Annotated in this window: 17 protein-coding genes; 9 read left to right on the forward strand and 8 right to left on the reverse strand. The window is 43.9% G+C overall.

Features of this window, described 5'->3' with window-relative positions:
* Positions 1–15 precede the first annotated feature (15 nt).
* Both ACRBG0_RS24380 and ACRBG0_RS24385 read right to left on the reverse strand, forming a co-directional pair.
* Positions 16–162 (reverse strand): hypothetical protein, encoded by a 147-nt coding sequence (locus ACRBG0_RS24380; protein ID WP_431489449.1) that lies wholly within the window; start codon positions 160–162, stop codon positions 16–18.
* Positions 163–226: 64 nt separating this feature from the next.
* Positions 227–1,051 (reverse strand): lysophospholipase, encoded by an 825-nt coding sequence (locus ACRBG0_RS24385; protein WP_431489450.1) that lies wholly within the window; start codon positions 1,049–1,051, stop codon positions 227–229.
* Between the two features lie 131 nt (positions 1,052–1,182).
* On the opposite strand from ACRBG0_RS24385, the gene fmt reads away from it, so the two are divergent.
* From fmt to ACRBG0_RS24405, 4 genes are all read left to right on the forward strand, one after another.
* On the forward strand, positions 1,183–2,121 hold the full coding sequence (gene fmt, locus ACRBG0_RS24390; protein WP_431489451.1) for a methionyl-tRNA formyltransferase: 939 nt from the start codon (positions 1,183–1,185) through the stop codon (positions 2,119–2,121).
* Positions 2,122–2,433: 312 nt separating this feature from the next.
* Entirely contained in the window at positions 2,434–5,391 is a 2,958-nt protein-coding gene (locus ACRBG0_RS24395) for a SusC/RagA family TonB-linked outer membrane protein (RefSeq protein ID WP_431489452.1), read from the forward strand.
* 22 nt (positions 5,392–5,413) lie between these two features.
* A complete protein-coding gene (locus ACRBG0_RS24400; RefSeq protein WP_431489453.1) occupies positions 5,414–7,591 on the forward strand; it encodes a RagB/SusD family nutrient uptake outer membrane protein in 2,178 nt (725 codons plus the stop codon).
* Positions 7,592–7,732: 141 nt separating this feature from the next.
* Positions 7,733–8,752, forward strand: a complete 1,020-nt coding sequence (locus tag ACRBG0_RS24405) for a SusE domain-containing protein (RefSeq protein WP_431489454.1) — start codon at positions 7,733–7,735, stop codon at positions 8,750–8,752.
* A 161-nt stretch (positions 8,753–8,913) separates the two neighbouring features.
* On the opposite strand, the gene ACRBG0_RS24410 is transcribed toward ACRBG0_RS24405, so the two are convergent.
* From ACRBG0_RS24410 to rpsO, 3 genes are all read right to left on the reverse strand, one after another.
* Positions 8,914–9,780: a sigma-70 family RNA polymerase sigma factor gene (locus ACRBG0_RS24410; RefSeq protein WP_020534280.1), complete on the reverse strand. Its 867-nt coding sequence runs from the start codon at positions 9,778–9,780 to the stop codon at positions 8,914–8,916.
* 221 nt (positions 9,781–10,001) lie between these two features.
* The gene (pnp, locus tag ACRBG0_RS24415) at positions 10,002–12,263 is read right to left on the reverse strand and encodes a polyribonucleotide nucleotidyltransferase (RefSeq protein ID WP_431489455.1); all 2,262 of its coding nucleotides are present in this window, start codon (positions 12,261–12,263) and stop codon (positions 10,002–10,004) included.
* A 155-nt stretch (positions 12,264–12,418) separates the two neighbouring features.
* On the reverse strand, positions 12,419–12,703 hold the full coding sequence (gene rpsO / locus ACRBG0_RS24420) for a 30S ribosomal protein S15 (RefSeq protein ID WP_431489456.1): 285 nt from the start codon (positions 12,701–12,703) through the stop codon (positions 12,419–12,421).
* Between the two features lie 436 nt (positions 12,704–13,139).
* On the opposite strand from rpsO, the gene pdhA reads away from it, so the two are divergent.
* The 5 genes from pdhA (at position 13,140) to ACRBG0_RS24445 (ending at position 19,941) form a co-directional block, all read left to right on the forward strand.
* Positions 13,140–14,171, forward strand: a complete 1,032-nt coding sequence (pdhA, locus tag ACRBG0_RS24425; RefSeq protein WP_431489457.1) for a pyruvate dehydrogenase (acetyl-transferring) E1 component subunit alpha — start codon at positions 13,140–13,142, stop codon at positions 14,169–14,171.
* A 132-nt stretch (positions 14,172–14,303) separates the two neighbouring features.
* Positions 14,304–14,990 (forward strand): tetratricopeptide repeat protein, encoded by a 687-nt coding sequence (locus tag ACRBG0_RS24430; RefSeq protein WP_431489458.1) that lies wholly within the window; start codon positions 14,304–14,306, stop codon positions 14,988–14,990.
* 92 nt (positions 14,991–15,082) lie between these two features.
* A complete protein-coding gene (ribH, locus tag ACRBG0_RS24435; protein WP_431489459.1) occupies positions 15,083–15,601 on the forward strand; it encodes a 6,7-dimethyl-8-ribityllumazine synthase in 519 nt (172 codons plus the stop codon).
* 129 nt (positions 15,602–15,730) lie between these two features.
* Positions 15,731–18,520 (forward strand): ATP-binding protein, encoded by a 2,790-nt coding sequence (locus ACRBG0_RS24440; protein WP_431489460.1) that lies wholly within the window; start codon positions 15,731–15,733, stop codon positions 18,518–18,520.
* Positions 18,521–18,747: 227 nt separating this feature from the next.
* Positions 18,748–19,941 carry a T9SS type A sorting domain-containing protein gene (locus tag ACRBG0_RS24445; protein ID WP_431489461.1) on the forward strand — a complete coding sequence of 398 codons (1,194 nt, stop codon included), beginning with the start codon at positions 18,748–18,750 and terminating at the stop codon, positions 19,939–19,941.
* Positions 19,942–20,024: 83 nt separating this feature from the next.
* Here ACRBG0_RS24445 and ACRBG0_RS24450 read toward each other — a convergent pair whose 3' ends face one another.
* From ACRBG0_RS24450 to ACRBG0_RS24460, 3 genes are all read right to left on the reverse strand, one after another.
* Positions 20,025–21,566: an OmpA family protein gene (locus ACRBG0_RS24450; protein ID WP_431489462.1), complete on the reverse strand. Its 1,542-nt coding sequence runs from the start codon at positions 21,564–21,566 to the stop codon at positions 20,025–20,027.
* A gap of 30 nt (positions 21,567–21,596) precedes the next feature.
* Entirely contained in the window at positions 21,597–23,396 is a 1,800-nt protein-coding gene (locus tag ACRBG0_RS24455) for a T9SS type A sorting domain-containing protein (RefSeq protein WP_431489463.1), read from the reverse strand.
* Positions 23,397–23,660: 264 nt separating this feature from the next.
* Positions 23,661–24,464, reverse strand: coding sequence for a T9SS type A sorting domain-containing protein (locus ACRBG0_RS24460; protein WP_431489464.1), 804 nt, complete (start codon positions 24,462–24,464; stop codon positions 23,661–23,663).
* Positions 24,465–24,671: the final 207 nt, after the last annotated feature.

A 24,671-nucleotide genomic window follows, 5' to 3' on the forward strand; every position in this document is an offset into this window, starting at 1 on the left:
CCCCTTCTCAGACAACTACTGGTGAGGCCGTTGGATAATTTCTGAATCTTCAGAGGTCTTGATGACATCTGCACCACATTTTTGCAGCGCAAATGTGAGGATTGCAAAACCTAAAATTATCAAAATGAAAATTTCTCCTTTGGAGATTACCTTACGTGCCATTTATTTAAACTTTACTTAATTCTGTTATTGAAGTCGTTTAAGGTTTCTACCTGGGCTTACGGCCTTAAACCATTTCATTGATCCAATTTACCATCATAGCCATTACCTCTTCCCTTTCGGGTTCATTATGGATTTCGTGGTACAATCCCTCCCATTTTTTAAAGGTAACATTGCCTGTTATTCGCCCAACAAAATCTTCACTTCCCTGAGGCGAAGTAAGTCCATCTTCACCACCGTGCATTAATAACAGTGGTACGGGAAAAGCACCTTTATACTTATCGAGTGCCTCTGCGGCCTCCAGCATACTCATTCCAGTAATAGCAGTAAGTTTATTATGTACGTAGGGATCGTTTATGTATTTTTCTACTTCTCCTTTATCGCGGGATATTTGCTCAACATCCAAGCCATTAGGTTGCGTGAAACCAGGAAAGATCCTCTTCATCACCCGCCCCATCGTCAGCATAACAACTGAAGGCTGGAAAGCTAAGCGAATATGAGGTGCACTTACAATCGCTCCTTTAACATTGGGATGACGCCTTATGATATAGTTAAGCAATAAATTGCCCCCCATACTGTGACCATAAAGAAAAAGAGGGACATTAGGATAGCGCTCCTCTGCCTCTACAGCTAGCTGCCCAATTTCGTCCAAAAAGGCTTTGTAACTAACCGTATGGCCTTTCTTCCCTCCACTCCGGCCATGGCCACGACGGTCATAGCCAACAACTGCGATATTGTGCTGATGGAAGTATTCCACAAGGTGCTCATAGCGATGTATATGCTCACCCAAGCCATGAATAACCCCCACTACAGCACAAGGCTTTTCACAGGGCCAATCGATACCGTATATTTTAATGCCATCAGCTGTTTGCCACGAAAATTCAGCGCTCATATATTTAGTATTACACGTAATTTAGGGCCAAAATAATCATTTTTCAGAGCCTGTGTTGAATTTTATCACTTTCAACAAGTTGGGGTATATTTGCGACATTAGCATTTTACAAAAAAGGTTAACCGTTTACTATGCAGCCACGAATTATTTTTATGGGCACCCCCGATTTTGCTGTTTCCTCTTTGGATGCATTGATCGAAGCAGGACATAATGTTGTTGCCGTTATCACCGCAACTGACAAAATGGGCGGTCGTGGCGGCAAAAAATTACTGGAGTCCGCAGTAAAAAAGTATGCTGTAGCCAAAGGAATACCGGTTTTACAACCTAAGAATCTGAAATCGCCAGATTTTTTAACAGCCTTGGCCAATTATCAGGCTGACTTGCAAGTCGTTGTTGCCTTTAGGATGCTCCCCAAGGCAGTGTGGGCAATGCCGAGATTGGGCACCTTCAATTTACACGGTTCCTTGCTTCCTAAATACCGCGGAGCCGCCCCCATCAATTGGGCAGTTATCAATGGTGAAACAGAAACAGGGGTGACCACCTTTTTCATTCAGGAAGAAATAGATACAGGTGATTTGATTTTCCAAGAAAAAATGAACATTGGAGAAGACGAGTCGGTTGGTGAAGTACATGATCGAATGATGGTATTAGGAGCCCAAACGGTCGTAAAAACAGTGGATGCCGTCGCCGCAGAAGAAATAGATGTCCAACAGCAAGATCATCAACAAGCCAGCCCTGCTCCAAAGTTAACGGCAGAAAACACCAGAATTAATTTTAATCAACCTGTAAAAAAAGTGCACGATTTTATTCGTGGCCTTAACCCCTACCCTACCGCCTGGACTACCTTGGAGGGTAAAAAATGGAAAATATTAAAAACCATTCCACACAAGGAAAAACATCAGTTGGAAGCTGGTACGATTATTACTGACGGGAAAAACGATTTTAAAATCGCTACTTCGGATGGATTCTTAGAAGTTCTTGAACTTCAAGTACCCGGAAAACGTCGTATGAACACCAGAGATTTCTTAAATGGGTGGCGAGCAGATCAGGAGTTTGGCCAATTTATCTAATGACGCTATCTATTTACGATGGCCAAATTATTTCAGAAAAAACCATTTTACTCCTCTAGCCTTCATTAATTTCGCATTCTCCCTTAACATCCTACGATTAATGGGTATTCACCTTTATTACTTTAAAAAGATGACGTAAATCATTCTTCTGTTATTAAAGATTTTACAATCTTTGTGTATTGTTGTAGTGTCAACGTCCTATCCTTAAGCCGTTTTTTTAAACCGATTGGAAAGTAGATCTCCTCTACGCTTCCATTGGATTCTCATTAGTTATTAAAACGCTTGAATTATTCTAAACACTAAGTATTTAGCATGAAACAATTTCACAATTTAACCCTGTTGCTAATCGCAATGGTTATACTGCCTGGCCTAATGCTAGCCCAGCGTACCATTACCGGACAAGTAACAGATGCAGAAACGGGTGAAACCCTTATTGGGGCCAACATTCTGGTTGTCGGCACTTCAAGTGGCACCATCTCAGACATTGATGGCAACTATGAATTGGTAATGCCCGAAGGTTACGACCTTCTATCTTTTAGCTACACAGGATACAGCACGCAAGAAGTCAAAGTAACTGCCAGCAATATCCTGAATGTACAGATGAGCTCCGGCACCATACTCGACGAAGTAGTTGTAATTGGTTACGGTACCGTAAAACGAGAGGATGCTACTGGCTCTGTTGAAACCATTAGCAGCGAATCCTTCAACAGGGGGGCCATCACTTCCACGCAGGAATTGATTGCCGGTAAAGTTGCTGGTGTTTCTATTTCTCCCAGCAGTGATCCTGGTGGCGGTGCTACCATCCGTATTCGTGGTGGATCTTCCTTGAATGCCAGTAATGATCCCTTAGTCGTGATCGACGGTGTGCCTGTAGAATCACGTGGTGTTGCTGGAGGAAGGAACATTTTGAATCTCGTTAATCCTAATGATGTAGAAAATGTGACCGTTCTCAAAGACGCCTCTGCAACTGCTATTTATGGTTCACGCGCTTCAAACGGAGTCATCATTATTACGACTAAGAAAGGTAGCTTAGGCAAAGCAGTCAAAATTAACTACAACGGTAGCTTTGCCAGCAGTTCTATTCAGGAAACAGTAGATGTTATGTCTGCTGATCAATTCCGGACACTGGTTAACGAACGCTTCCCGGCTAATGCTGACCTTTTAGGAGATGCGAATACCAATTGGCAAGATCAAATCTTCCAAACAGGTATTACCCACGACCATAACGTCAGTATTTCTGGTGGCATCAAAGATGTTCTTCCTTACCGTGTTTCTTTGGGATACACCAATAAGGATGGCTTGTTGCTAACAGATAATTTCCAGCGTACCACCTACGGTGTGAGCCTTACGCCAGGCTTTCTCGACAATCGCTTGCAGGTGACGGCTAACATAAAAGGAGTGAATGTCCAGAACCAATTTGCCAACCGTGGTGCTTTGGGAGCGGCAGTATTCTTCGATCCAACCCAACCGGTATTAGATCCAGAAAGCCCTTATGGCGGTTATTTCACCTTCGTAAACAACGACGGCACACCTAATACACTGGCTTCCGCCAACCCTTTAGCACAGTTACAGTTGAAAGATGACCAGGCGACAGTCAACCGCTTCATTGGAAACGTCCAAGTCGATTATCGTTTCGAGTTTCTTCCTGAGCTACGTGCCAATATGAATGTGGGTTATGATAAGGCCAACGGAGAAGGTACAATCTTCGAGCCTGGCTTTTATAGCGCTGTTTATGATGCTGCTACAGGTGGCGGAACAGACAATAGCTACAATGAACAGATTACGAATCAGCTTTTCGACTTTTACCTTAACTACGTAAAGGAACTGGGCAAAAATCGCCTGGATATCATGGCCGGTTATGGTTATCAGCACTTCAAATTTGAGAAAGAAGATAACCGCAGTGATTTAGCAGGCACGCCTGAAAACGTAGTGCAAATTCTTACTGCTCGTGAGTATTACCTGGTTTCTTTGTTTAGTCGGTTAAACTTCACTATCAATGATCGCCTTTTACTCACAGGTACTATCCGCCGGGACGGAACCAGCCGTTTCTCTGAAAAGAACCGCTACGGTATCTTCCCTGCTGCAGCCTTGGCTTATAAGTTTATTGACGGAGACAACCCTGCAGGTTTCCTTAACAGCTTGAAATTGAGAGTGGGATGGGGTGTTACAGGTCAGCAAGACCTTGGTGATAACTTCTACCCCTACATTCCTACTTATACCATTAGCTTGTCTAATGCACAGTATCAATTTGGCGATGAATTTGTGCCTACAAACCGCCCAGGTGGTTACAATTCTGACCTAAAATGGGAAGAAACGACCACCTATAATGCAGCCATTGATTTTGGTCTTTTCAATGACCGCATCTACGGTTCTTTCGAAATTTACCAGCGCAATACAGAAGATTTGTTGACAACTACCCGCCCTGCAGCTGGTACCAACTTGACCAATAATATCCCTGCCAATATTGGCACCTTGGAAAACAAAGGTTTCGAAGTGTCTTTAAATATCGTACCAGTACGTACTGCTAAAGCAGAATGGTCTCTAGGTGTAAACATGACTCGCAACCGCAACGAAATCACCAGCCTTACACTTGGTGACGATCCTGATTTCCAGGGCTTTGAAACCGGTGGCATTTCGGGTGGTGTAGGTAACAATATCCAGATTCACTCTGTAGGGTTCCCTACTAACTCTTTCTATGTCTACCAGCAAGTTTATAACGAAGCTGGCCGCCCAATTGAAGGCCTTTACGTAGACCGTAATGGCGATGGTGTTGTTTCTCCTGACGATCGTTACCGTTTTGAAAACCCTGCACCTGATTATTTCTTCGGATTTACATCAAACTTCAACTACGGTGCATTTGATTTCTCTTTTGCCGGGCGTGCAAATATTGGCAACTACGTTTACAACAACCGCTTTGTTAGTTCTTCAAACTACAACAGCATCGTTAACTCAACAGGTTTCCTGGGTAACGTACACAGCCAAATCAACAGTGTTGGACATAACGTTCCTCAGTATTTTAGCGACTACTTTTTAGAGGACGCTTCTTTCATTCGCCTTGACCACATCACGGCGGGCTATCGGTTCACAAATGTATTTGGCACTGATCGGGGTGGTAATCTGCGTTTATACGCAACCATGCAAAACCCATTTGTAATCACCAATTACACGGGTATTGATCCTGATGTATTTGAGAATGACAAATTTGGTATCGATAATGATATCTACCCACGTTCTCGGACCATTCTATTCGGTGTTAATTTGAACTTTTAGTAAACTTTAAATGCATTTTAAGATGAGAAATAACAATCTTTTAAATACCCTCTTTTTGCTGGGTGGATTGGTGTTCCTGACAACATCGTGCTTTAGCGATCTGGAAGTTGAACCCATTGACCCAGACGATACAACTGCAAATGTTGTTTATACCGATCCTGGTGCTTACCGTCAGGTATTGGCAAAATTATATGCTGGTCTTTCATTGAGTGGACAGGAAGGCCCTTCAGGGCAACCTGATATCAATGGTATTGACGAAGGCTTTTCTACCTACCTACGCCAGTACTGGAAAGCACAGGAGCTTTCTACAGATGAAGCCGTAATTGCTTGGAATGACGGTAACATCCACGACTTTGAAGACATGGACTGGGATGCGAATAACGAGTTTATCCGAGCCATGTACGACCGCTTGTACTTCCAAATCGCATTGTGTAATGAATTCCTCCGGGAATCTACCGATGAGAAATTGGATGGTCGCGGACAGAGTGACCTCAAAGGAGAGATGGTAGCATACCGTGCGGAAGCACGTTTTCTGCGTGCATTGAGCTACTGGCATGCACTTGATATGTTCCGGAATGTTCCTTTTGTTCTTGAAGCCGATGGTGTCGGATTCTTCTTGCCTGAGCAAATCAGCGCAGTGGATCTTTTCCAATGGCTAGAAGATGAAATCAAGGATATTGAACCTGACATGCTTGATCCTCGTGCCAATGAATATGGTCGTGCTGACAAAGGGGCACTATGGATGTTGGCTGCCAAGCTGTATATCAATGCAGAATCCTACACTGGCCAGAGCCGTGCTGCAGATTGTGTTGAATTTTGTACAAAAGTCATTAATGCAGGTTATGAACTTGAGGAAGATTACAGCCATCTCTTCCTAGCTGACAATGATAACTCCTCAGAAATTATTTTCCCTGTCCTATTCGACGGTGCCAATACCCGCACTTGGGGGGGAATGACCTTTATCATGCACGCTGCTATTGGTGGCGACATGCAGGCCTCGGAATTCGGCATGGACGGTGGCTGGGGTGGTACCCGTACCACCAGTGCTTTTGTCTCTAAATTCCCAGAAGTGGGTGGTAGTGTCGTTGAACCTGTTTTCGGTTCAGGTGATTATACCTTACTTAATGTTCCTGGTGATTACCAGAGTTGGGATCCAGAGAATGACAATACAGCCCTGGCCTCTTTGAATGACGATGGTGTATATACCGGATATATCTATTTCCCGGTTGACCAACTAGGCTTCAAATTTGCTGATGGAGGCTGGGCGACCAACTGGGGCGATACCGGTGCCGACGGGACGTTAGAACCAGGAGGTGACAACATCAGCGCTCCAGCAGCTGGTTTCTACCAAGTAGACGTTGACTTGAACGCATTAACCTACACCCTTACACCTACCAACTGGGGCATTATTGGCGATGCTACTCCTGGTGGCTGGGATAGTGATACCGACATGACCTACAACGAGGCTGATGGTGCCTGGGAAATCACTACAGACCTAACGGGCGGTGAGGTGAAATTCCGCGCTAATGATAGCTGGGATATTAACTTTGGGGACAGTGGTGCTGATGCGCTTCTAGAAAGCGGTGGCGATAACATAGCAGTACCTGGCGGTGGAAATTACACCATCAAATTGTACCTAGGCAAGCCTGACTATACCTATTCTATTATCTCTAACTCGAATGATGACCGTAAGATGTTCTTCACTGAGGGACAAACGCTGGAAATCACCGACGTTTCTCAGTTTACCCAAGGTTACGCTATTGCTAAGTGGCGTAATGTAGACCGTGCAGGTAACCCAGGTAAGGATTTGACCTTCCCCGATACAGACTTCCCGATGTTCCGTTTAGCTGATGCTTATTTGATGTACGCTGAAGCGACCCTCCGAGGTGGAAATGGCGATCAAGGGCTGGCGCTGGATTACGTCAACAACGTACGCAACCGGGCCGGAGCAGGTAACATTACTACTGACGAGCTGACTTTGGACTTCCTGCTTGATGAGCGGGCCCGCGAACTTCATTGGGAGTGCCACCGTCGTACAGACCTTGTGCGCTTCGGGCAGTTTACCGATGGTACCTACCACTGGCCCCTAAAGGGTAATTCACTCGAAGGTACTAGCGTTGCTGGTTTTAGAGATGTATTCCCTATTCCTTCTTCTGACCTAGGAGTAAATCCTAAATTATCTCAGAACGACGGATATTAAGGTAATTAGAACGGGAACTAGAATAAGGTCGGATAAAGCATCTTGTTCTAGCTCCCCTTTTGAAAAACAAGCAAAAATTAGCAGCCTTGAACCTGCTAATTCTTCTGCTAAAACATAAAAATGATGTTAAAAAAATATTTCATGTGGTCCCTTGCACTGAGCATTTTTGCTTTCGGCTGTGAAGACGACCGCGACCTCGTAGTGGCCCAATTGGGTGATGCACCGGTGATCACTTCCCCTGGAGCAGGTTTATCCGTAGACATTACAGAAGATAACCTTGCCGATGAGTTTGCCACCATCAGCTGGACTCCTGCCGACTTTGGCTTTGCGGCGGCTGTCAATTACAAAGTAGAGATAGATGTCGCTGGAAATAGCTTTGCAGAAGCTGTTGAGCTGGGCACATCTACGAGTGATGATGTTTCAGTAGTCAATTCTAAGGTCAACAATATTATGGTGGCTAAAGGGTTACCCGGTGGTGAATTTACTGATATGGAAATTCGCGTACGTGCTTCTGCTAGCGGCGAACTGGATGAATTGATTTCAGCAGCCATAACCGTGAGTGTTTCTCCGGTAGCTGTGGAGATTGACTACCCCAAACTACAAGTTCCAGGCAGCTATCAGGGTTGGGATGTAGAAAATGAAGCAACAGTCATCTATTCAGCTAATAGTGATGGTAACTTTGACGGCTACCTCTACATTGGTGAAGATGGTGCTGAACATAAATTCGCTGATGGCCCAAGCTGGGATGTCAATTGGGGAGACACTGGTGCCGACGGTACTTTAGATGCTAATGGAGATAATATTGTACTTGGCACTGCTGGTGTTTACCGTTTCTCGGTAGATATTAACACACTCACTCACAGTTCTTTAAGAACTGACTGGGGAATTATTGGCGATGCTACTCCAGGAGGATGGGATACTGATACCGATATGAACTATGACCAAGTAACTGGCCTTTGGACCGTTGATATAGACTTGGTTGGCGGTGCAAATATTAAATTCCGGGTCAATGATGGCTGGGATCTGGACCTTGGTGACAATGATACCGATGGCAAAATGGAGTACGGCGGTGCTGATATTCCCGTTGCAGAATCGGGTAACTATACGGTAACACTTGATCTTACCAATGCTATCTACACCTACATTTTGGCGAAAAACTAAGTTTTTTATCAAAATGGTTAGCTGGTTAACCAGCTAATAAAGAAGAGCAGGTTGGCCAATGGGGCGACCTGCTCTTGTTCTTTCTACTATTAGGAGCACACAAAAAGAGCCATTCGCACTAAGTACGAATGGCTCTTTCAAGCTATAAATAAACTTTTCATCTATCCCAGGAAAGACCTTAACATATTACGATTATAAGACTTTCGCAGGCGACGGATAGCTCTTTCTTTGATTTGACGGACGCGCTCGCGTGTGAGCCCATATAAATCGCCAATCTCTTCTAGCGTAAGTGCTTTATAGCCATTAAGGCCATAATAAGTAGACAGTACTTCTATTTCCCGAGGAGATAGAATTGACAATCCTTGCTGTACTTCTTCCTTAAGTGATTCTTCCATCAGCTGATTATCCGGAAGGTCTTCATCACCTGAGGTGATAAAATCCAACATGGTAGCACTCCCCTCCTCTGAAGATACAGGGGCATCTACAGAAACATGACGGGTGTTTCCTTTAAGGACATTCGCTACATCCTTAGGAGTGATGTTCAGTAATTCAGCTAGTTCTTCATTCGTTGGTTCACGCTCAAACTCCTGAACAAAAGAACGAAAAGCTCCGTTGATTTTGTGGTAAGAACCTACCTTATTCAATGGTAGACGAACAATCCGAGAATACTCTACAATTGCTTGTAAAATAGACTGTCGAATCCACCATACTGCGTAGGAGATAAACTTGAACCCTTTGGTTTCATCAAAGCGGCGTGCCGCTTTCATTAATCCAACATTGCCTTCATTGATAAGATCAGGTAATGACAATCCTTGGTTTTGGTATTGTTTTGCGACAGAAACTACAAAGCGTAGATTTGCTTTGGTAAGTTTATCCAGAGCTTCCTGATCACCTTCCCGAATTTGGCGTGCCAAGGCGGCCTCTTCTTCCGCTGAAAGCAACGAAATTTTCCCTATATCCGTGAGATACTTATCAAGCGCTAAGCTCTCTCTTGAGGTAATTTTATTTGTGATCTTTAACTGACGCATGGACAATTCATTTGGTACCTTTTGTGAAATATTGGCAAGCAGTAACTCCTTATTCAAATACGTTTAAGGACCCCATATTGTTGCTTGCATCACTTTGATTAGACTACATTATTTTCCTGAAAATACGAAACTTTGTTGGTATTAGTTCCTTTTCAACAATAAAAAAGCCCCAAGTTATTTCTAACCCGGGGCTTAATATTCTATCTCCGAAGAGGAAAATGCTAGTCACGGCGACGGTCATCACGACGATCGTCACGACGGCGATCATCACGACGGTCACCTCCACGGCGGTCGTCACGGCGATCTCCACCTCCGCGGCGATCATCTCTGCGGTCATCGCGGCGATCTCCACCTCCTTCTGGGCGAGGGATAAGCGCTTTCGCAGAAAGACGCAACTTACCTGTACGGTTATCTACGTCGATCAGTTTCACCCGAACTTCATCTCCTTCGCTGAAATGATCTTCTACGTTTTCGATGCGAGAGTGGCTGATTTCAGATACGTGAAGTAATCCACTACGGCCGCTAAAGTCAACGAATACACCATATGGCATAATCGTCTTTACAACTGCATCGTACGCTTCACCAACCTTAGGAGTAAAGGCAATACGATTGATGGCAGCAACGGCCTTATCAATAGCTTCTTTGTCATTACTCGCAATACTTACTACACCGTGGTCATCTACCTCTTCGATATTGATGACGGTACCGGTTTCTTTTTGTAGTTCTTGAACAACTTTACCGCCAGGTCCGATAACCGCTCCAATGAACGACTTCTCGATGTGTACCTGAACAATACGTGGTGCGTGTGGCTTGAGATCCTCGCGAGGTTCAGCCAACTCCTTAGCCATTTCATCCAAGATGTGGATACGACCAGTACGAGCTTGCTCCAATGCTTTGGTCAGTTCCTCGTATGGTAATCCTTCGATTTTGATATCCATCTGACAAGCGGTAATCCCCTTACGGGTTCCTGTCAGTTTGAAGTCCATATCTCCCACTGCATCCTCGTCACCAAGAATATCAGAAAGGATAACTACGCGATTCTCGTCAGCAACCATACCCATTGCAATACCTGAAACAGGAGCTGCAATGTGGATACCTGCATCCATCAGTGCTAGTGTTCCTGCACAAACAGTAGCCATAGAAGATGAGCCATTTGACTCCATAATATCACTTACGATACGAATGGTGTAAGGCACCTCTTCTGGTAATACTTTACGCAAAGAACGTCCGGCAAGATTGGCGTGTCCTACTTCCCGACGACCAGGGCCACGCATTGGCTTGGTCTCACCCACAGAATAGGCAGGGAAATTATAGTGCAAGATAAAATCATCAAAAACAAGGCCTAAAGCCTTATCTACCATAGCCTTGTCTGACTTCGTACCTAAGGTCAACGAAGTTAAACTTTGCGTTTCTCCACGATTAAAGATAGCAGAGCCGTGCGTAGAAGGCAAGTAACTGGTTTCACACCAAATTGGGCGAATTTCGTTTGGTAGACGGCCATCAAGGCGTACACCTTCTCCCATAACCATCTCGCGGATAACTTCCTTTTGGTACTTATAGAGCATCTCTTTAGCAGTTCCCCAGTTTTCAGCGATCCACTCTTCTCCTTTGCTTTCAAGAAGACTTTCTTTCACCGCATCTTTTACTGCAGAAAAGCCAGCTTTACGATCCTCCTTGTTGTGAGCACCTTTACATACCTTGTAAAGACCATCGTGAGAGATTTTTTTGATCTCTGCTTTCAAATCTTCATCTACTGGAGGTAATTCGAATGGACGCTTGTTGCTTGCTTTTTCGCCTACCTTCTTAGCTAACTCAAGCTGTGCTTGAATCTGCACTTTTATAGCTTCATGTCCAACTTTGATAGCTCCTACGAGATCAGCTTCTGAACATTCGTCAGCTTCGCCTTCTACCATCATTACGTTGTCCATAGTGGCTGCAACGATGATATCCATATCAGCATTCTCAAGTACGCTAAAATTAGGGTTAACCACATATTCCCCATCAACGCGGCCAACCCGTACTTCGGAAATTGGGCCAGCAAAAGGAATATCAGAAACGGCAATAGCTGCACTGGCAGCCAAGGCTGTCAAGGCATCAGGTGGAACATCTGCATCTCCTGAGATAAGGTTGATGATAACTTGGGTATCATACATGTAACCATCAGGAAACAATGGGCGAATCGCCCGGTCTACCAAACGAGATGTAAGTATTTCGTAATCATTCAATCTGGTTTCCCGACGGAAAAAATTACCGGGAATACGGCCTGCTGCCGCAAATTTCTCCTGATAATCTACCGATAGAGGAAAGAAAGACTGGCCTTCACGTAGTTGTGTAGAAGAGACTACAGAACAAAACAACATGGTGTTTCCCATGCGTACGACTACCGAGCCATCGGCTTGGGTCGCTAACTTGCCGGTTTCAATAACCACTTCTCGTCCGTCAGGCAAGTTGAAGGACGAAGTGATAGGATTCTTTTGTCCCATAAAACATTTTTGAGCGCAACTACATGAAAAAAATCGGTCGCGCTCATTAATTTTCCTTTCTCCAAGCGCGTAAAGATAGTGTTGGGTAGCTGCAATGAAATAAATATAAAAAACGCTGCCTCAACATAGAGACAGCGTTTGGTAGTTCTTTTCGCTTATTTGCGAATATTACGGATACCTAATTTTTCGATCAGGCCACGGTAACCTTCCAAGTCTTTCTTGGCCAGGTAAGTTAACATTTGCTTACGACGACCAACCATTGTCAACAGTGCTTTACGACAAGCATGATCTTTTGGATGCTCCTTCAGGTGCTGACTCAGCTCCTGAATACGGTAAGTAAATAGAGCGATTTGGCCTTCGGTAGAACCTGTGTTCTTGTCCGTACCACCGTACTCTGTGAAAATTTCCGCTTTCTTTTCTTTTGAAAGATAAACTGCCATGATAAAAGTTTGCGCCAGTAGTGATTTCGAGAATCAGTTATAGCAACGTTTAATAAATCACCTGACTATCTGCGTCAGGCGGGCGCAAAGGTAAACAGAATATCAATAATAACCAATATAAGGAAGAGAAGAATAAATCAAGGCAGAGATACTGGCTTAAGGCCATAAACTACTGGTAATCGTCATGCTGTTTATTCAATATTCTTTTACAAAAACAGTGAAAATCAGAGGCTAAATCCAGAAGAGTTCGCAGTAAATTATCATTCCTCTTTCCGCAAAAGCTAAAAAATCCGTTTCTTTGCCTTTGGCGAACAAACCAAGCTGAGAATCGCTTGTTTGCAATATAGAACGTAAAATATTATACGTATCTTTAGAAGCTTGGGATGATGATCCTGAATTAGTAACCAATTATTCATCAAACAGCGACAACTCGCTTATGGCAACAGCAGCACCGACGAAGAAGAGAGCTACCAGCAAGAAAAAACCAACCTACAGCAAAGAGCAATACCTGGAATGGTATACCCTAATGCTTAGAATTCGCAAGTTTGAGCAGAAAGCGCTCATGGCTTACGGGCAGCAAAAAGTAAGGGGATTTTGCCATGTATACATTGGTCAGGAGGCAGTGGCTGCCGGCATTGAATCTGCTCTGATAGAAGGAGATGCCATCGTTACAGCTTATCGCCAACACGGAATTGCACTTGGCAGAGGGATTACCTCTGATGCTGCTATGGCCGAACTATTTGGCAAAGCAACGGGTGCCAACAAAGGCAAAGGTGGTTCTATGCACTTTTTCAGTAAAGAACACCACTACTTCGGTGGAAACGGCATCGTTGGTGCACAAATTCCTATCGGCACAGGCATCGCTTTTGCAGAAAAATACAAAGGCACCGAAAATCTTTGTGTTACCATGTTTGGAGATGGTGCCGCACGCCAAGGAGCTTTGCACGAAGCATTTAACATGGCCATGACCTGGAAAATTCCAGTTTTGTACATCCTTGAGAACAATGGCTATGCCATGGGAACCTCTATTGAGCGTACTTCCAACGTTACGGATATGTCTAAACTAGGTCTCTCTTATGAGATGCCTACCGAATCCGTAGATGGTATGGATCCTGTTGCAGTCCACGAAGCCGTAGGCAGAGCAGCAGCACATATTCGCTCAGGTAAAGGACCTTTCTATCTGGAAATCCGGACTTATCGCTACAAAGGACACTCTGTTTCCGACCCTGCAAAATACCGGACCAAGGAAGAGGTCAAAGAATACCAAGATCGCGATCCAATCAAAATGATTGAAAAAACAATTCTCGATGGTAAAATTGCTACTGAGAAAGAAATCAAAACAATCCAGGATGCGGTCAAAGTAGAAATTGATCATGCCTACAAATTTGCCGAAGAGTCTCCATTACCCGATGCGTCAGAGCTGTATACGGATAACTACCTTCAGGAAGATTACCCATATCTCACATAAAATCAGGGCTTTAAATAAGGGCATTCCTTATTTAATTCAAATAAGAAAAAAAAGCGGCAGTCCACAATGTGGTACTGCCGCTTTTTTGTTTATCTTTGCCGCGTTTTAAATCAAACGCAGTAAAAAGCAACAATGGCAAAGGATAATAAAGGCAGTCTGCCAAACGAAGAAACCTTAGCGGATGCTGTAGGGCAAAAATCCATCAATGAGATTTTTGAAGAGAATAAAAATACCATTACTTACCTACTCGTTGGGCTCTTAGTAATAGTAGGTGGTTACCTCCTTTACCGTCAGATGGTGAAATTACCAAAGGAGAACGAGGCTATTGAACAAATAGCCCAGGCACAAGTACAATTCGAACGTGATTCCTTTGCGCTTGCATTGACCAACCCTGGAGCTGGATTCCTTGGTTTTGTTGATATTGCTGACCAATACGGCAGCACTGCAGCAGGCAACTTGGCACTGTACTACGCTGGTATCAGCTATTTGCAGTTGGGGCAGTTTGATGCTGCAATTGACTACCTGAGCGACTTCAGCCCTGCTGGCGATGTCACTCCTGCTATGGCAGTTGGTGCATTAGGTGATGCCTATTCTGAGAAAGGAGACTTTGACAAGGCTCTTTCTTCTTACAATAAAGCAGTAGGAAAAAGCAATAACCCTTTGATTTCTGCTTATTACCTGATGAAGGTAGGCATGCTCAATGAGCGCCAGGGTAATGCTGCAGCTGCTCGGGAAGCTTATCAAACGATCAAAGAGGAGTACCACAACACCCCTCAAGCTAACGATATTGAAAAGTATCTCGTTCGGGTACAAGGATAAACAGGAATCTGTTGTTTAGAACCTAATAAAAGGTAAGGTGTTATTGATAACACCTTACCTTTTGTTTTTTCAACCAATTATTTTGCAAAGTTATGGCCAGTGCTCTAAAAAACTTATCCTCCTACGACAACGATAGCATGCCAAATGCTGAAGATTTCACCCTCGGAATTGTTGTCGCAGATTGGAACGAAAAAATAACCCACGCACTTTACGAAGGATGCTATGACACCCTCGTCAAGCACGGTGCTCAAGCTGATAACATCCACACCATTCAGGTTCCTGGTGCTTTTGAATTAACTGCTGGCGCAAGGATGCTAGCAGGTCGCTACAATTGCGATGCCGTAATTTGCCTGGGATGCGTTATCAAAGGAGAAACTTCCCATAATGAATACATCAATATGGCAGTAGCTCAGGGATTGACAAATTTGGGTCTTACTTCGGGGCGTCCTTTTATTTTCGGCTTACTGACCCCCAATGACGAGCAGCAAGCGCTTGATCGTGCTGGTGGAAAACATGGCAACAAAGGCGTAGAAGCAGCCACCACAGCCTTGCGTATGGCCGCTATACGGAAAGAATTGAACAAGGCTGGCAAGAAGTCAATAGGTTACTAATAGGAGCTCCCCCTATCAGGAGAATAGAAAACCTTTTAATAATTGTGATACAGTCTATACTCAATAGCTATATCTTTAAGCCGTAACAGCGGAACTATTACTGCCACGCTGTATTTCAACGCCTAAAAAATGCAGCGGCCAATACTCCTGTTGATTTTGCTGGTTTCTTGTTTGCAGATGTTCGGAAGTAACATCAGCTATAACTTTAATGAGAACACCAACAACAGCCCTAACTTTACCGATTCTCTAGGCTTTTTCCTTGACAAGGAAGCAACATATAGCTTTGAAGAAATCCTTAGCTTATCAAGCTCTAAGTTTATTCCGCTAGAAGACGATGCAAAACTCAGTGCTCCTTTAGTCTTATGGACAAGCGTAACATTGACCAATGAAGGCAATGACAGGTTTGATGGTTATTTTCGCTTATTTACATTCATTGACTCTATTTGGATGTACACCATTCAAAATGGAAAGGTTATAGATGTGGCTATCACAGGCAACAGCCTAAGGCCATCAGAAAAAAGCCTGTCAAGCAACCGAAGTAACCTTCCATTTAGTCTATACCCGGGAGAAACAACAACGTATTACTTCAAGATGCGTTACAATTCACTCGTTTGCTCTAATAAATGTTTGTCGACCCTGAGGGTAATCCCTCGAAATATACTGGACAGGGATCAAATAACCACTAATTCGTTACAGAGTTTCTATGCCGGAACCATGCTCTTTTTCGGTCTCGTTAGCCTTTTCATGTACGCTATGTTTAGGGAAAACGTCTTTATTTGGTTCTCTTTAATGATGTTCTCTTTCACCGCTTATTTTGCGTCGTTCTACGGCCTGACAGAGCTAATTTTCAACCACCATCCTAAAGCATCAAAAAGACTAGACCTAACATTGATTGTGCCCTGTATTTTGCTATCCTCCACGATGTTTATAAGCAACTACATTGACCTTCGAGCACGTAACAACAAGGTTTTCACAGGCTATTTATACTATTGTTTATTCATAACGATCTTCCCTCTTGTCTTTAAATTGTTTTACGATGACTGGCTCTGGATAAATACCGTTTCTGACTACCTCACGCTTATTTTGCTATTGATTAGCATGACAATCATTATTTTATCTGCTCGAAAAAAAGATAAATCTTCTATCATTCTATTGGTTTCAGCGATTGTTTTATTCTTAGGTGCCATATTGTTTATACTGGGTCTTTCCGGCTATATCCCTTCTAGCCCGGGCACCGATTATGCTTTTCAAATAGGAACAGTGCTTTTTTCAGGTATCCTCTTTTACGGTATTTTCGACAAAATCGATACTATTAGAGTAGAGAAAGAGCGCTTTAAAGAACTGGACCAAGTAAAGTCTCGTTTTTTTGCGAATATCTCTCATGAGTTTCGAACGCCACTTACCTTGGTGATGGGCCCCATCAAAGATGTATTGAAAAATACCGAGATAGCTGAAGACAGAAGTCGTCTGCAATTAGCTTATCAAAATGCGGAACGTTTACTGCAATTGATCAATCAACTCCTGGATTTATCTAAGCTGGAGGCCAATAAAATGGAATTGTTTGCGGTAGAACAAAACCTTCCGGCGATGCTAAAAGGTATTGCAATGTCTTTTGAATCGCTGGCAAAACGGAAGCATATTCAATTCAACTTTGTAGCCCAAAAAGAAGATATTCCTTTGTATGTGGACAAAGATAAGGTGGAGAAAATTTTCTATAACCTCTTATCTAATGCTTTTAAATTCACCAAGGAAAATGGCGAAATAGCCGTAATGATTACCGACCATAAAAACCATGTAGAAATTTTGGTAAGAGATAATGGTGTAGGTATTTCCTCTACCCGTCTGACCAATATTTTCAATCGCTTTTTCCAAGCAGACAGTGCTAAAATGAGTGAAGATGAAGGAAGCGGAATTGGGTTGGCATTGGTCAAGGAGTTAGTTGAATTACACAAAGGAAGGATTCAAGTCGAAAGCAAGGCTGGAGTAGGAACTACTTTTACCATCATTTTTCAAAAAGGGACATCGCATCTAAAAGAGCATGAAATTCAAAGTAGTTCATCCTTAGTTGCTTCAGAAGCATCCAGTAGGCTAGAAAACTGGGTAAATATGGGCCTTGCTATCGAAACACCAATATTGGCAACTGCCAGCAATGATAGTGACGAGGAAAATGAAGCCCACGTAGCCTTGATCATTGAAGACAATGATGCCGTAAGAGCCTATATTAAGCAACACCTAATTTCGTCTTTTAATATCATTGAGGCCATCGATGGACAAGAGGGCATTGACAAAGCCTTGGAGCTACTGCCCGATTTAATCATCAGTGATGTTATGATGCCAAAAAAAGATGGCTATGAAGTCTGCGCAACACTAAAAAAAGATCAACGAACCAGCCATATTCCTATCATCTTACTAACGGCCAAAGCTGCTATTGAAGAGAAGATGCAAGGTCTGGAGATCGGAGCGGATGATTACCTGGTCAAGCCTTTTGATACCAAGGAACTCGGGATAAGAGCAAAAAACCTCATCACATCCAGGCTCCTATTAAGAAAGAAGTTTTCCGAATCGAACACCATCGAACCACAAGCGGTGGGCACGAATGCCGTTGACAAGGCCTTTTTAGAAAACGTATGTTCCATCATTGACACCCATTTATCTGACGAACAATTCAGTGTTGAGTTTTTGGCCCGAGAGATAGGCCTTAGCCGCAGCCAACTCAATCGGAAATTGAACGCACTTACGGACCAGTCGTCAAATAAATTCATCCAGTCGTTCCGCCTGCAAAAAGCAAAAGAGATGCTTCAACAGGGAACGGGCAATGTTTCCGAAGTTGCTATGCAAACAGGCTTTAATAGTACTGCTTATTTTGTCAAATGTTTTGGCGATAAATATGGCCAAACACCGGGTTCGTTATTACAGTAATAGCGCCTATGCGCCATGACTTATAGGATATGCGTCGTTTTTGATACCGCCTTTCCCAATTTTATACTCTTTCCTTATTTTTTGATACCGCTCACCTGTAGTTGGTCCCCACCTTTGTAAGGTACTAAAACACAAGTAGTCAAGCTTCTTTGGAATGCTGGTTTTGTGGATGTCCCACGAATCACCAAAGGAAGTTGCTGTGCACTTTAATCAAAAAAATTCAAAAAATGAGACAAGCAATTTTACTCCTCAGTGCTTTTATTTTTATTCTTTATGCGCTCCCTGGAGCTTCACAGGTAACAATTACACAAAGTGATCTCTTGCGTCCGGCGAGCTTTACGGATAGTTCCCTGGTAATAACTGATCCAGGAACCCCTTTTCCTGAGGAAGGAGCCAATATCCTCTGGGATTACAGTACACTAGGCGAGGGCGTCCTTGAAACAACGGTCTACACTGACGCTACCACTGATCCCGATTTCACCGATGCTTTGAATTATTTCAGCTCAGATATTGAACTTTTTCTCGGAGGCTTTACTTTTGAAGTCACCAGTAATCTCTATGATGCCATAGATGCCGACGGATGGTATCGTACAGGAAGATCATTTGGTAGCCTGACTGTGCCTCTAACCCCTCTTTCAGGTGGGGCTAATGATCGAATAGACTATATCGCCAACAAATTCGATTACGTGGGCCGAACGAACATCATGGAGTTACCAATGACCTATCAAGACCAATGGGAAGGAAGCTATTATTATGACTTAAATTATGAAGTAACTGCAGTCGCATTTGGTCTGAACCAGACACCAGCATTCACCCGAACAACGATCACCGAAGAACGGGAAGTCGTTGGTTATGGTTCGATCATTCTACCAAGGTCTGATGGTGACCCCTCTGGAGAAATAGAGGTTTTACTAGTGAAAGGTAGCCTTGTCGAGGTGGATAGCTTTTTCCTAGGTGGAAGCCTTGCACCCCAAGCAATACTGGATGCTTTTGGCTTAGAACAAGGGCTTGCCAAGGGACGTAATTTTTACAATTTCTATGCCCCTGGCATCGGCACACCAGTCCTGCTCTCCGAATCACCGCTAGGTGGAGGAGCAACTAATCGTATTGTTTACTGGTCTCAGGTAGCTGACATGGCCACCTCCACCGAGGAGTTGAGGGTACCTGTTGCAAAAAGCTTCCCGAACCCTGCATCAACTACATCATCTATTACGATCATTCTGGAGCAATTTACCTCCTCGGGGCAGGTTCGTTTCATTGATCTACAAGGACGAGTGCTGCAAACTGTTGATTATACCTCAAACGGAAGCAATTCCTTAGATGTTGAAATTCCGGCATCGCTGTCAAATGGTATGTTTATGTACCAAGTTACCGATGAAGATAACGTCCTCATCGGTATTGGGAAACTACAGGTTTTCTAAAATAACTGATTAGGGCTAAAAATACTTCCGGTCCGTCAACGACAGTTGACAGACCGGAAATATTATATAAATACCCTACATGACTACTGAATAATCAAATCAAATTCCACGCGCCGATTAAGTGTACGTCCTGTGCTCGTAGAATTCGGTGAGATCGGGTAATCTTCCCCAAAGCCAGCGTAAGAGATACGGGTAGATCGCGCTCCCTTAGACAGCAGGTACTCATAACAAGCTGCTGCCCGCCCCTCAGAAAGTTCTTGATTCCTCTTAGCATCTCCGACATTATCAGTATGCCCTGCAATACGCAACTGGTAAGCAGGGTACCGTTTCATGATATCCGCAATCTGATCAAGAACAACAAAAGACTCGGGCTTGATGACCGAACTCCCTGTCTCAAACTGAACGGCTCTCATGGCTAAATTAAGTACTTCACGTACATCTTCCTCAATTTCCGGGCACCCTTTGTTAGACGTAAGCCCTGCCTCTTCTGGGCAGCGATCATCGGCATCGATAACTCCATCGCCATCGGTATCCGGGCAACCGGTATAAGGACCAGCTTTATCTGGACAGCGATCGTCTATATCTCGAACACCGTCGCCATCACGATCAGGGCAGCCTTGAGTGGAGGCTGGACCTTTAACATCCGGGCAAGCGTCTGCTTCATCAAGAACACCATCGCCATCGCGGTCACTTCCGGGGCAACCATTGTTTGCAGCTATACCTGCATCGTTGGGACACTCATCATTGCCATCGTGAATACCATCACCATCCGTATCCGGGCAGCCAGCTTGATCAACTGGGCCAGCATCCGTGGGGCACAGGTCATCAGCATCCGTCACACCATCACCGTCGGTATCCGGGCAACCCATCATCTCTGCAAGGCCTGCTACTTCTGGGCAGCTATCTTTGGCATCCACTATGCCATCACCGTCGGTATCTGGGCAACCACTGGTAGCAGCAGGGCCAGCCACTTCCGGGCAAGCATCATCCTGATTGGCAACACCGTCATTATCCGAGTCAGGACACCCTGCAGTAGCCACAGGACCAAAAATCTCAGGACAGCCATCTTCGCCGTCTGCGACACCATCGCCATCCGTATCTTTGATTCCAAACTGATAGAGGTAACCAAGTCCAAGCTGAATATTATCCCGGTTCTCAACACTTGATGTCCGGTATTCTCCTTGGATACTAAGGTAAGAGTTACTACCCAACATGTAATTGATGCCAAGACCTACTGGTATCTGGGTATTGCCCTCATCGATGTTCTCGATTACGTAACCAATCCCCCCTAACAAATAGGGTTTCAGCTTTTGCTCGCCACCAAAAGGATAGACATGTAATAAGGCATCAAAACTGGTGATATTCCGGTTTTGGGAGTCATCTATAACATCAGCGACACCTATCTTTAGGGGGATGGCCAAGCCAAAATTCTTAGTAATTAGATAGCGGTAACTGACTTCAAGACCAGCGGTGGGTGCTAAATCAGCATCATTAGGCGTACTGTAGTCTACCCCTAGGACCCTGGCCGAGATGGCGTGCCGGTCTAATTTGTTATCATTTTGACTAAATCCAAACGTGCTTAGCAAAAGCATCATAGCAATGATGCCAAATCGGTTGATGTTCATACGGTAGTAATTGTGTAGTTTTCTCTTTTATTAATCGACCTTCATCAAGGTCCCCGTTTGTATTGTTTCTCCTTCTATTGAAACCAACTGGTAAAAGTAAGCTCCTGCGCTCAATTGCTGTACCTCTACCCTATCATTTCCACTGACAGGCTGCTTGCTAATGACTACTCTTCCAAGGGCATCAAATATCCGAATTTCGGCATCAGCGCCTGTTGGGCCTTCAACGAAAAGGAAGCTTTTCAATGGATTAGGAAATAAATTCCAACTCCCCTGATCTACAATGTTATCTGTTGGTGTCGTACAATCCACCTCAGCATCGTAATCCGCAGCAATATCAGCACTTGTACTACAGCCCGTAGCATTGTCCGTTATCACCAAGGTGTAGGTCCCCGCTGCTTCCGCACATAGTAGCAACTCCGTCGCCGATGGTATTAATTCTCCTTCGTATAACCAAGTAAACGAGAAATCTACCGGAAGGTTACTTTCATCTTCCAATCTAAGTAAATTTCCATTCTGGATAAGGTCAATACCCTCAGGGTTATCTGTGAAGGCTACAGCAATAGGCAAGGATGTAGCAAGGCATCCATCTTCCGTCGTGTAAGTCGCCCAATAGCTACCATCTTGTTCCACCAAAAGGGTATCTGTTGTAGCACCTACTACTAAAACACTATCCCTATACCAAGTGAGGGAATTGTTATAATTTAAGCTTACCAGCGTCACCACTTCACCGTCACAATAAGGGCTATCCTCTGCGATTGCCAGGATTGGATCATTAGGTATTTCATAAACGGTGATTGTTTCACTTGACCGGATGGTATCTACGGGGTGTACCAACTCAATATTGACATGAAGGTCTCCATCATCATCTTGCAAAAGACCAGAGACCCCTTGCCCGAATTCAATAATTCCACAGAGGTCATCCGCACCATCCAATCCTCCATCGTCATCAATGACATGCAACTCGTAAGTACCTTCACCAATTGGAATGAGAACATTATAAGTAATTGGCAAGGTTGCATTCCCAACAATTGGGGCAGTAAATACGTGATCACCATTGGGATCAAAAAGATCAAACTTAAGGTCAGATGCTGAAAACAAATCGGTACAAGGAGATTGCTCGATGCTGACTTGGGTCATAAAAAAGCCTGTAGTATCTACTATTGCCTGGTAGTTCACCAGGTATTCACCGGGCTGATCAAAGGTCTGATCAGCAGGATTCTCTGCCGTCGTTGAATTGCCGTTGTTAAAGAACCACAGGTACGAAAAGCCTTCGACTCCACCAGAGGGTACGTTGTTTACAAAAGAGGCTGTAACCGATCCACAACCATTATTATTAACAACAGTGAATCCTTCCGTTACTGTTTCTGCTGGATTGATTAACAAAGGAAAAGAAAACGAAGTTTGCTGGGGAAAGATCAACACGACTGCCTCGATAACCACCTCTACCATGTAAAGGCCGGGGAGCAATGGCGTGCCGCAAAATTTGACACAGCCATCGGTACCTTCTTCGGTATCAAAGCTGGTCTGGCTAGCTTCCCAATTCATCCCCGCAGGCAAACCTGCTACTGCCAGAATTGTAAACTGGGAGATATCTAGTCCAGCTGGAATGGTAGGATCAGAAGCGTTAACAGGAGTGGTTGTTAAAGGTAAACGGAAACTGAGGTCTCCGTTGTAATAGGTACCAGCTTCCCCATCTGGAGCTGGCGAAAGGTAGATGGTGTCTTCGGGTAATAATGGTAGATCAATCAAGCAACCCGGGCAACCTGTCTGGGCTGCAAGAGACAAAGTAAATACGCTGACAAACAGCAAATTGAGTACAAATCGCAACATAGTTTCTACTGTTTAGTGGGCGGAGATAAGTAGATAGTTCCAGTAGAAAGATAAGGAAATATCGAAATTCCTTACATATGGACGTAAAACAATGCTTACGTCACTGTATTGGTGTTGCTATTATTCAAATAAAGGCGAGTAGTAAAAGGAATGGTCAGATGGTCAATTTTGGGCAAAACCAACCATCTGACTATATATCAATCCTTTTACCTTGGGCTTAGTATTATGCAGAAAATAAATGGATATTTATTTTCATGCTGTCCCTTATCGTTGGATCAACAAACGACCTGAGGCTGCTTGAGCTCCTTGCTGAAGACGGAAAATATACATTCCGGTAGCGAGGTTAGATCCGTCGAAGCGGAAAGAATTCTGGCCGCTTACAAGCTCCAAAGACCGCTGCTGTACCAAAGTACCCAGTGTATTAAACACCTGCAAGTCGTACTTACCACCTTGTGGAAGGTCAACAAAAATTTCTGAAAGGTCAGAAAACGGATTAGGCTGGATGCGTAGGTCAAAAGCATTCTCTGTTACTTCTGTAGCGTCTACCAAGCAGTTATCACTACCTTCAGGGCGTACGAAGAAGAAGTAATTACCGGGCACCAAGTTACCATCAGGTAAGGTGTAAGGAAGCGCAGCAATTTGCGTAGTAATCAGCACATTAATTTTCAAATCATGCATTCCAACATCTTCGACAGCCGCTTCACCATACAGTTGAATACACCCCACTTCTTCTGGCAAGAATACACAAGAAGGAGGGTTACATATGTAATCGAAACCGGCTGGAAGGTTACTAATTCCCTGGCTAGTAATCTCCACTTGGGAGATACCCACTTCTGTTGTACCAACAGTAAGCGTTTCAGGAATACGTAACTGGATCGTAGTCTCGTAGTATCCAGCTACACAAGCCGTATCCTGAATGCCACGCTCAGGAAAATCGTCCTGGTAAGGCAAAGGCAATACGATAACGGTATCCGGCAGCATTTCTTCCGGTGTACAACCGCTTTGAGCAGTTAACTGAAAATTGCCCAACATTAGGGCGAAAAGAGGTAAAAGGAAAAGTTTCTTCATTTGTATAAGATTTAATTCAGACGCAATATTGGCTAATTTTGCCGACAGTATAAAGGATTGATCAAGAATTTTATTGTCAAATAGTCTCATTTAGCACAGGAAATTTTAAAATTTTCAGGCAAAGGTCTATATTGCGGCGTCTCAATTTGAATTATCTGATTAATTCGAAAAAAAGACGTTTGCAACTATTCACACTTCTTACTCCCA

Origin of the sequence: Lewinella sp., from assembly GCF_050633125.1 — a bacterium.
In the GTDB taxonomy this organism is placed as follows: domain Bacteria; phylum Bacteroidota; class Bacteroidia; order Chitinophagales; family Saprospiraceae; genus Lewinella.

Excerpts from the sequence above, each read along its gene's own strand:
- pdhA (WP_431489457.1), top strand. The coding sequence starts at position 13,140 with ATGGCAACAGCAGCACCGACGAAGAAGAGAGCTACCAGCAAGAAAAAA.
- rpsO (WP_431489456.1), bottom strand. The coding sequence starts at position 12,703 with ATGGCAGTTTATCTTTCAAAAGAAAAGAAAGCGGAAATTTTCACAGAG.
- ACRBG0_RS24385 (WP_431489450.1), bottom strand. The coding sequence starts at position 1,051 with ATGAGCGCTGAATTTTCGTGGCAAACAGCTGATGGCATTAAAATATAC.
- pnp (WP_431489455.1), bottom strand. The coding sequence starts at position 12,263 with ATGGGACAAAAGAATCCTATCACTTCGTCCTTCAACTTGCCTGACGGA.
- ACRBG0_RS24440 (WP_431489460.1), top strand. The coding sequence starts at position 15,731 with ATGCAGCGGCCAATACTCCTGTTGATTTTGCTGGTTTCTTGTTTGCAG.
- ACRBG0_RS24455 (WP_431489463.1), bottom strand. The coding sequence starts at position 23,396 with ATGTTGCGATTTGTACTCAATTTGCTGTTTGTCAGCGTATTTACTTTG.
- ACRBG0_RS24460 (WP_431489464.1), bottom strand. The coding sequence starts at position 24,464 with ATGAAGAAACTTTTCCTTTTACCTCTTTTCGCCCTAATGTTGGGCAAT.
- ACRBG0_RS24450 (WP_431489462.1), bottom strand. The coding sequence starts at position 21,566 with ATGAACATCAACCGATTTGGCATCATTGCTATGATGCTTTTGCTAAGC.
- ACRBG0_RS24445 (WP_431489461.1), top strand. The coding sequence starts at position 18,748 with ATGAGACAAGCAATTTTACTCCTCAGTGCTTTTATTTTTATTCTTTAT.
- ACRBG0_RS24400 (WP_431489453.1), top strand. The coding sequence starts at position 5,414 with ATGAGAAATAACAATCTTTTAAATACCCTCTTTTTGCTGGGTGGATTG.
- ACRBG0_RS24380 (WP_431489449.1), bottom strand. The coding sequence starts at position 162 with ATGGCACGTAAGGTAATCTCCAAAGGAGAAATTTTCATTTTGATAATT.
- ACRBG0_RS24430 (WP_431489458.1), top strand. The coding sequence starts at position 14,304 with ATGGCAAAGGATAATAAAGGCAGTCTGCCAAACGAAGAAACCTTAGCG.
- fmt (WP_431489451.1), top strand. The coding sequence starts at position 1,183 with ATGCAGCCACGAATTATTTTTATGGGCACCCCCGATTTTGCTGTTTCC.
- ACRBG0_RS24410 (WP_020534280.1), bottom strand. The coding sequence starts at position 9,780 with ATGCGTCAGTTAAAGATCACAAATAAAATTACCTCAAGAGAGAGCTTA.
- ACRBG0_RS24405 (WP_431489454.1), top strand. The coding sequence starts at position 7,733 with ATGTGGTCCCTTGCACTGAGCATTTTTGCTTTCGGCTGTGAAGACGAC.
- ribH (WP_431489459.1), top strand. The coding sequence starts at position 15,083 with ATGGCCAGTGCTCTAAAAAACTTATCCTCCTACGACAACGATAGCATG.
- ACRBG0_RS24395 (WP_431489452.1), top strand. The coding sequence starts at position 2,434 with ATGAAACAATTTCACAATTTAACCCTGTTGCTAATCGCAATGGTTATA.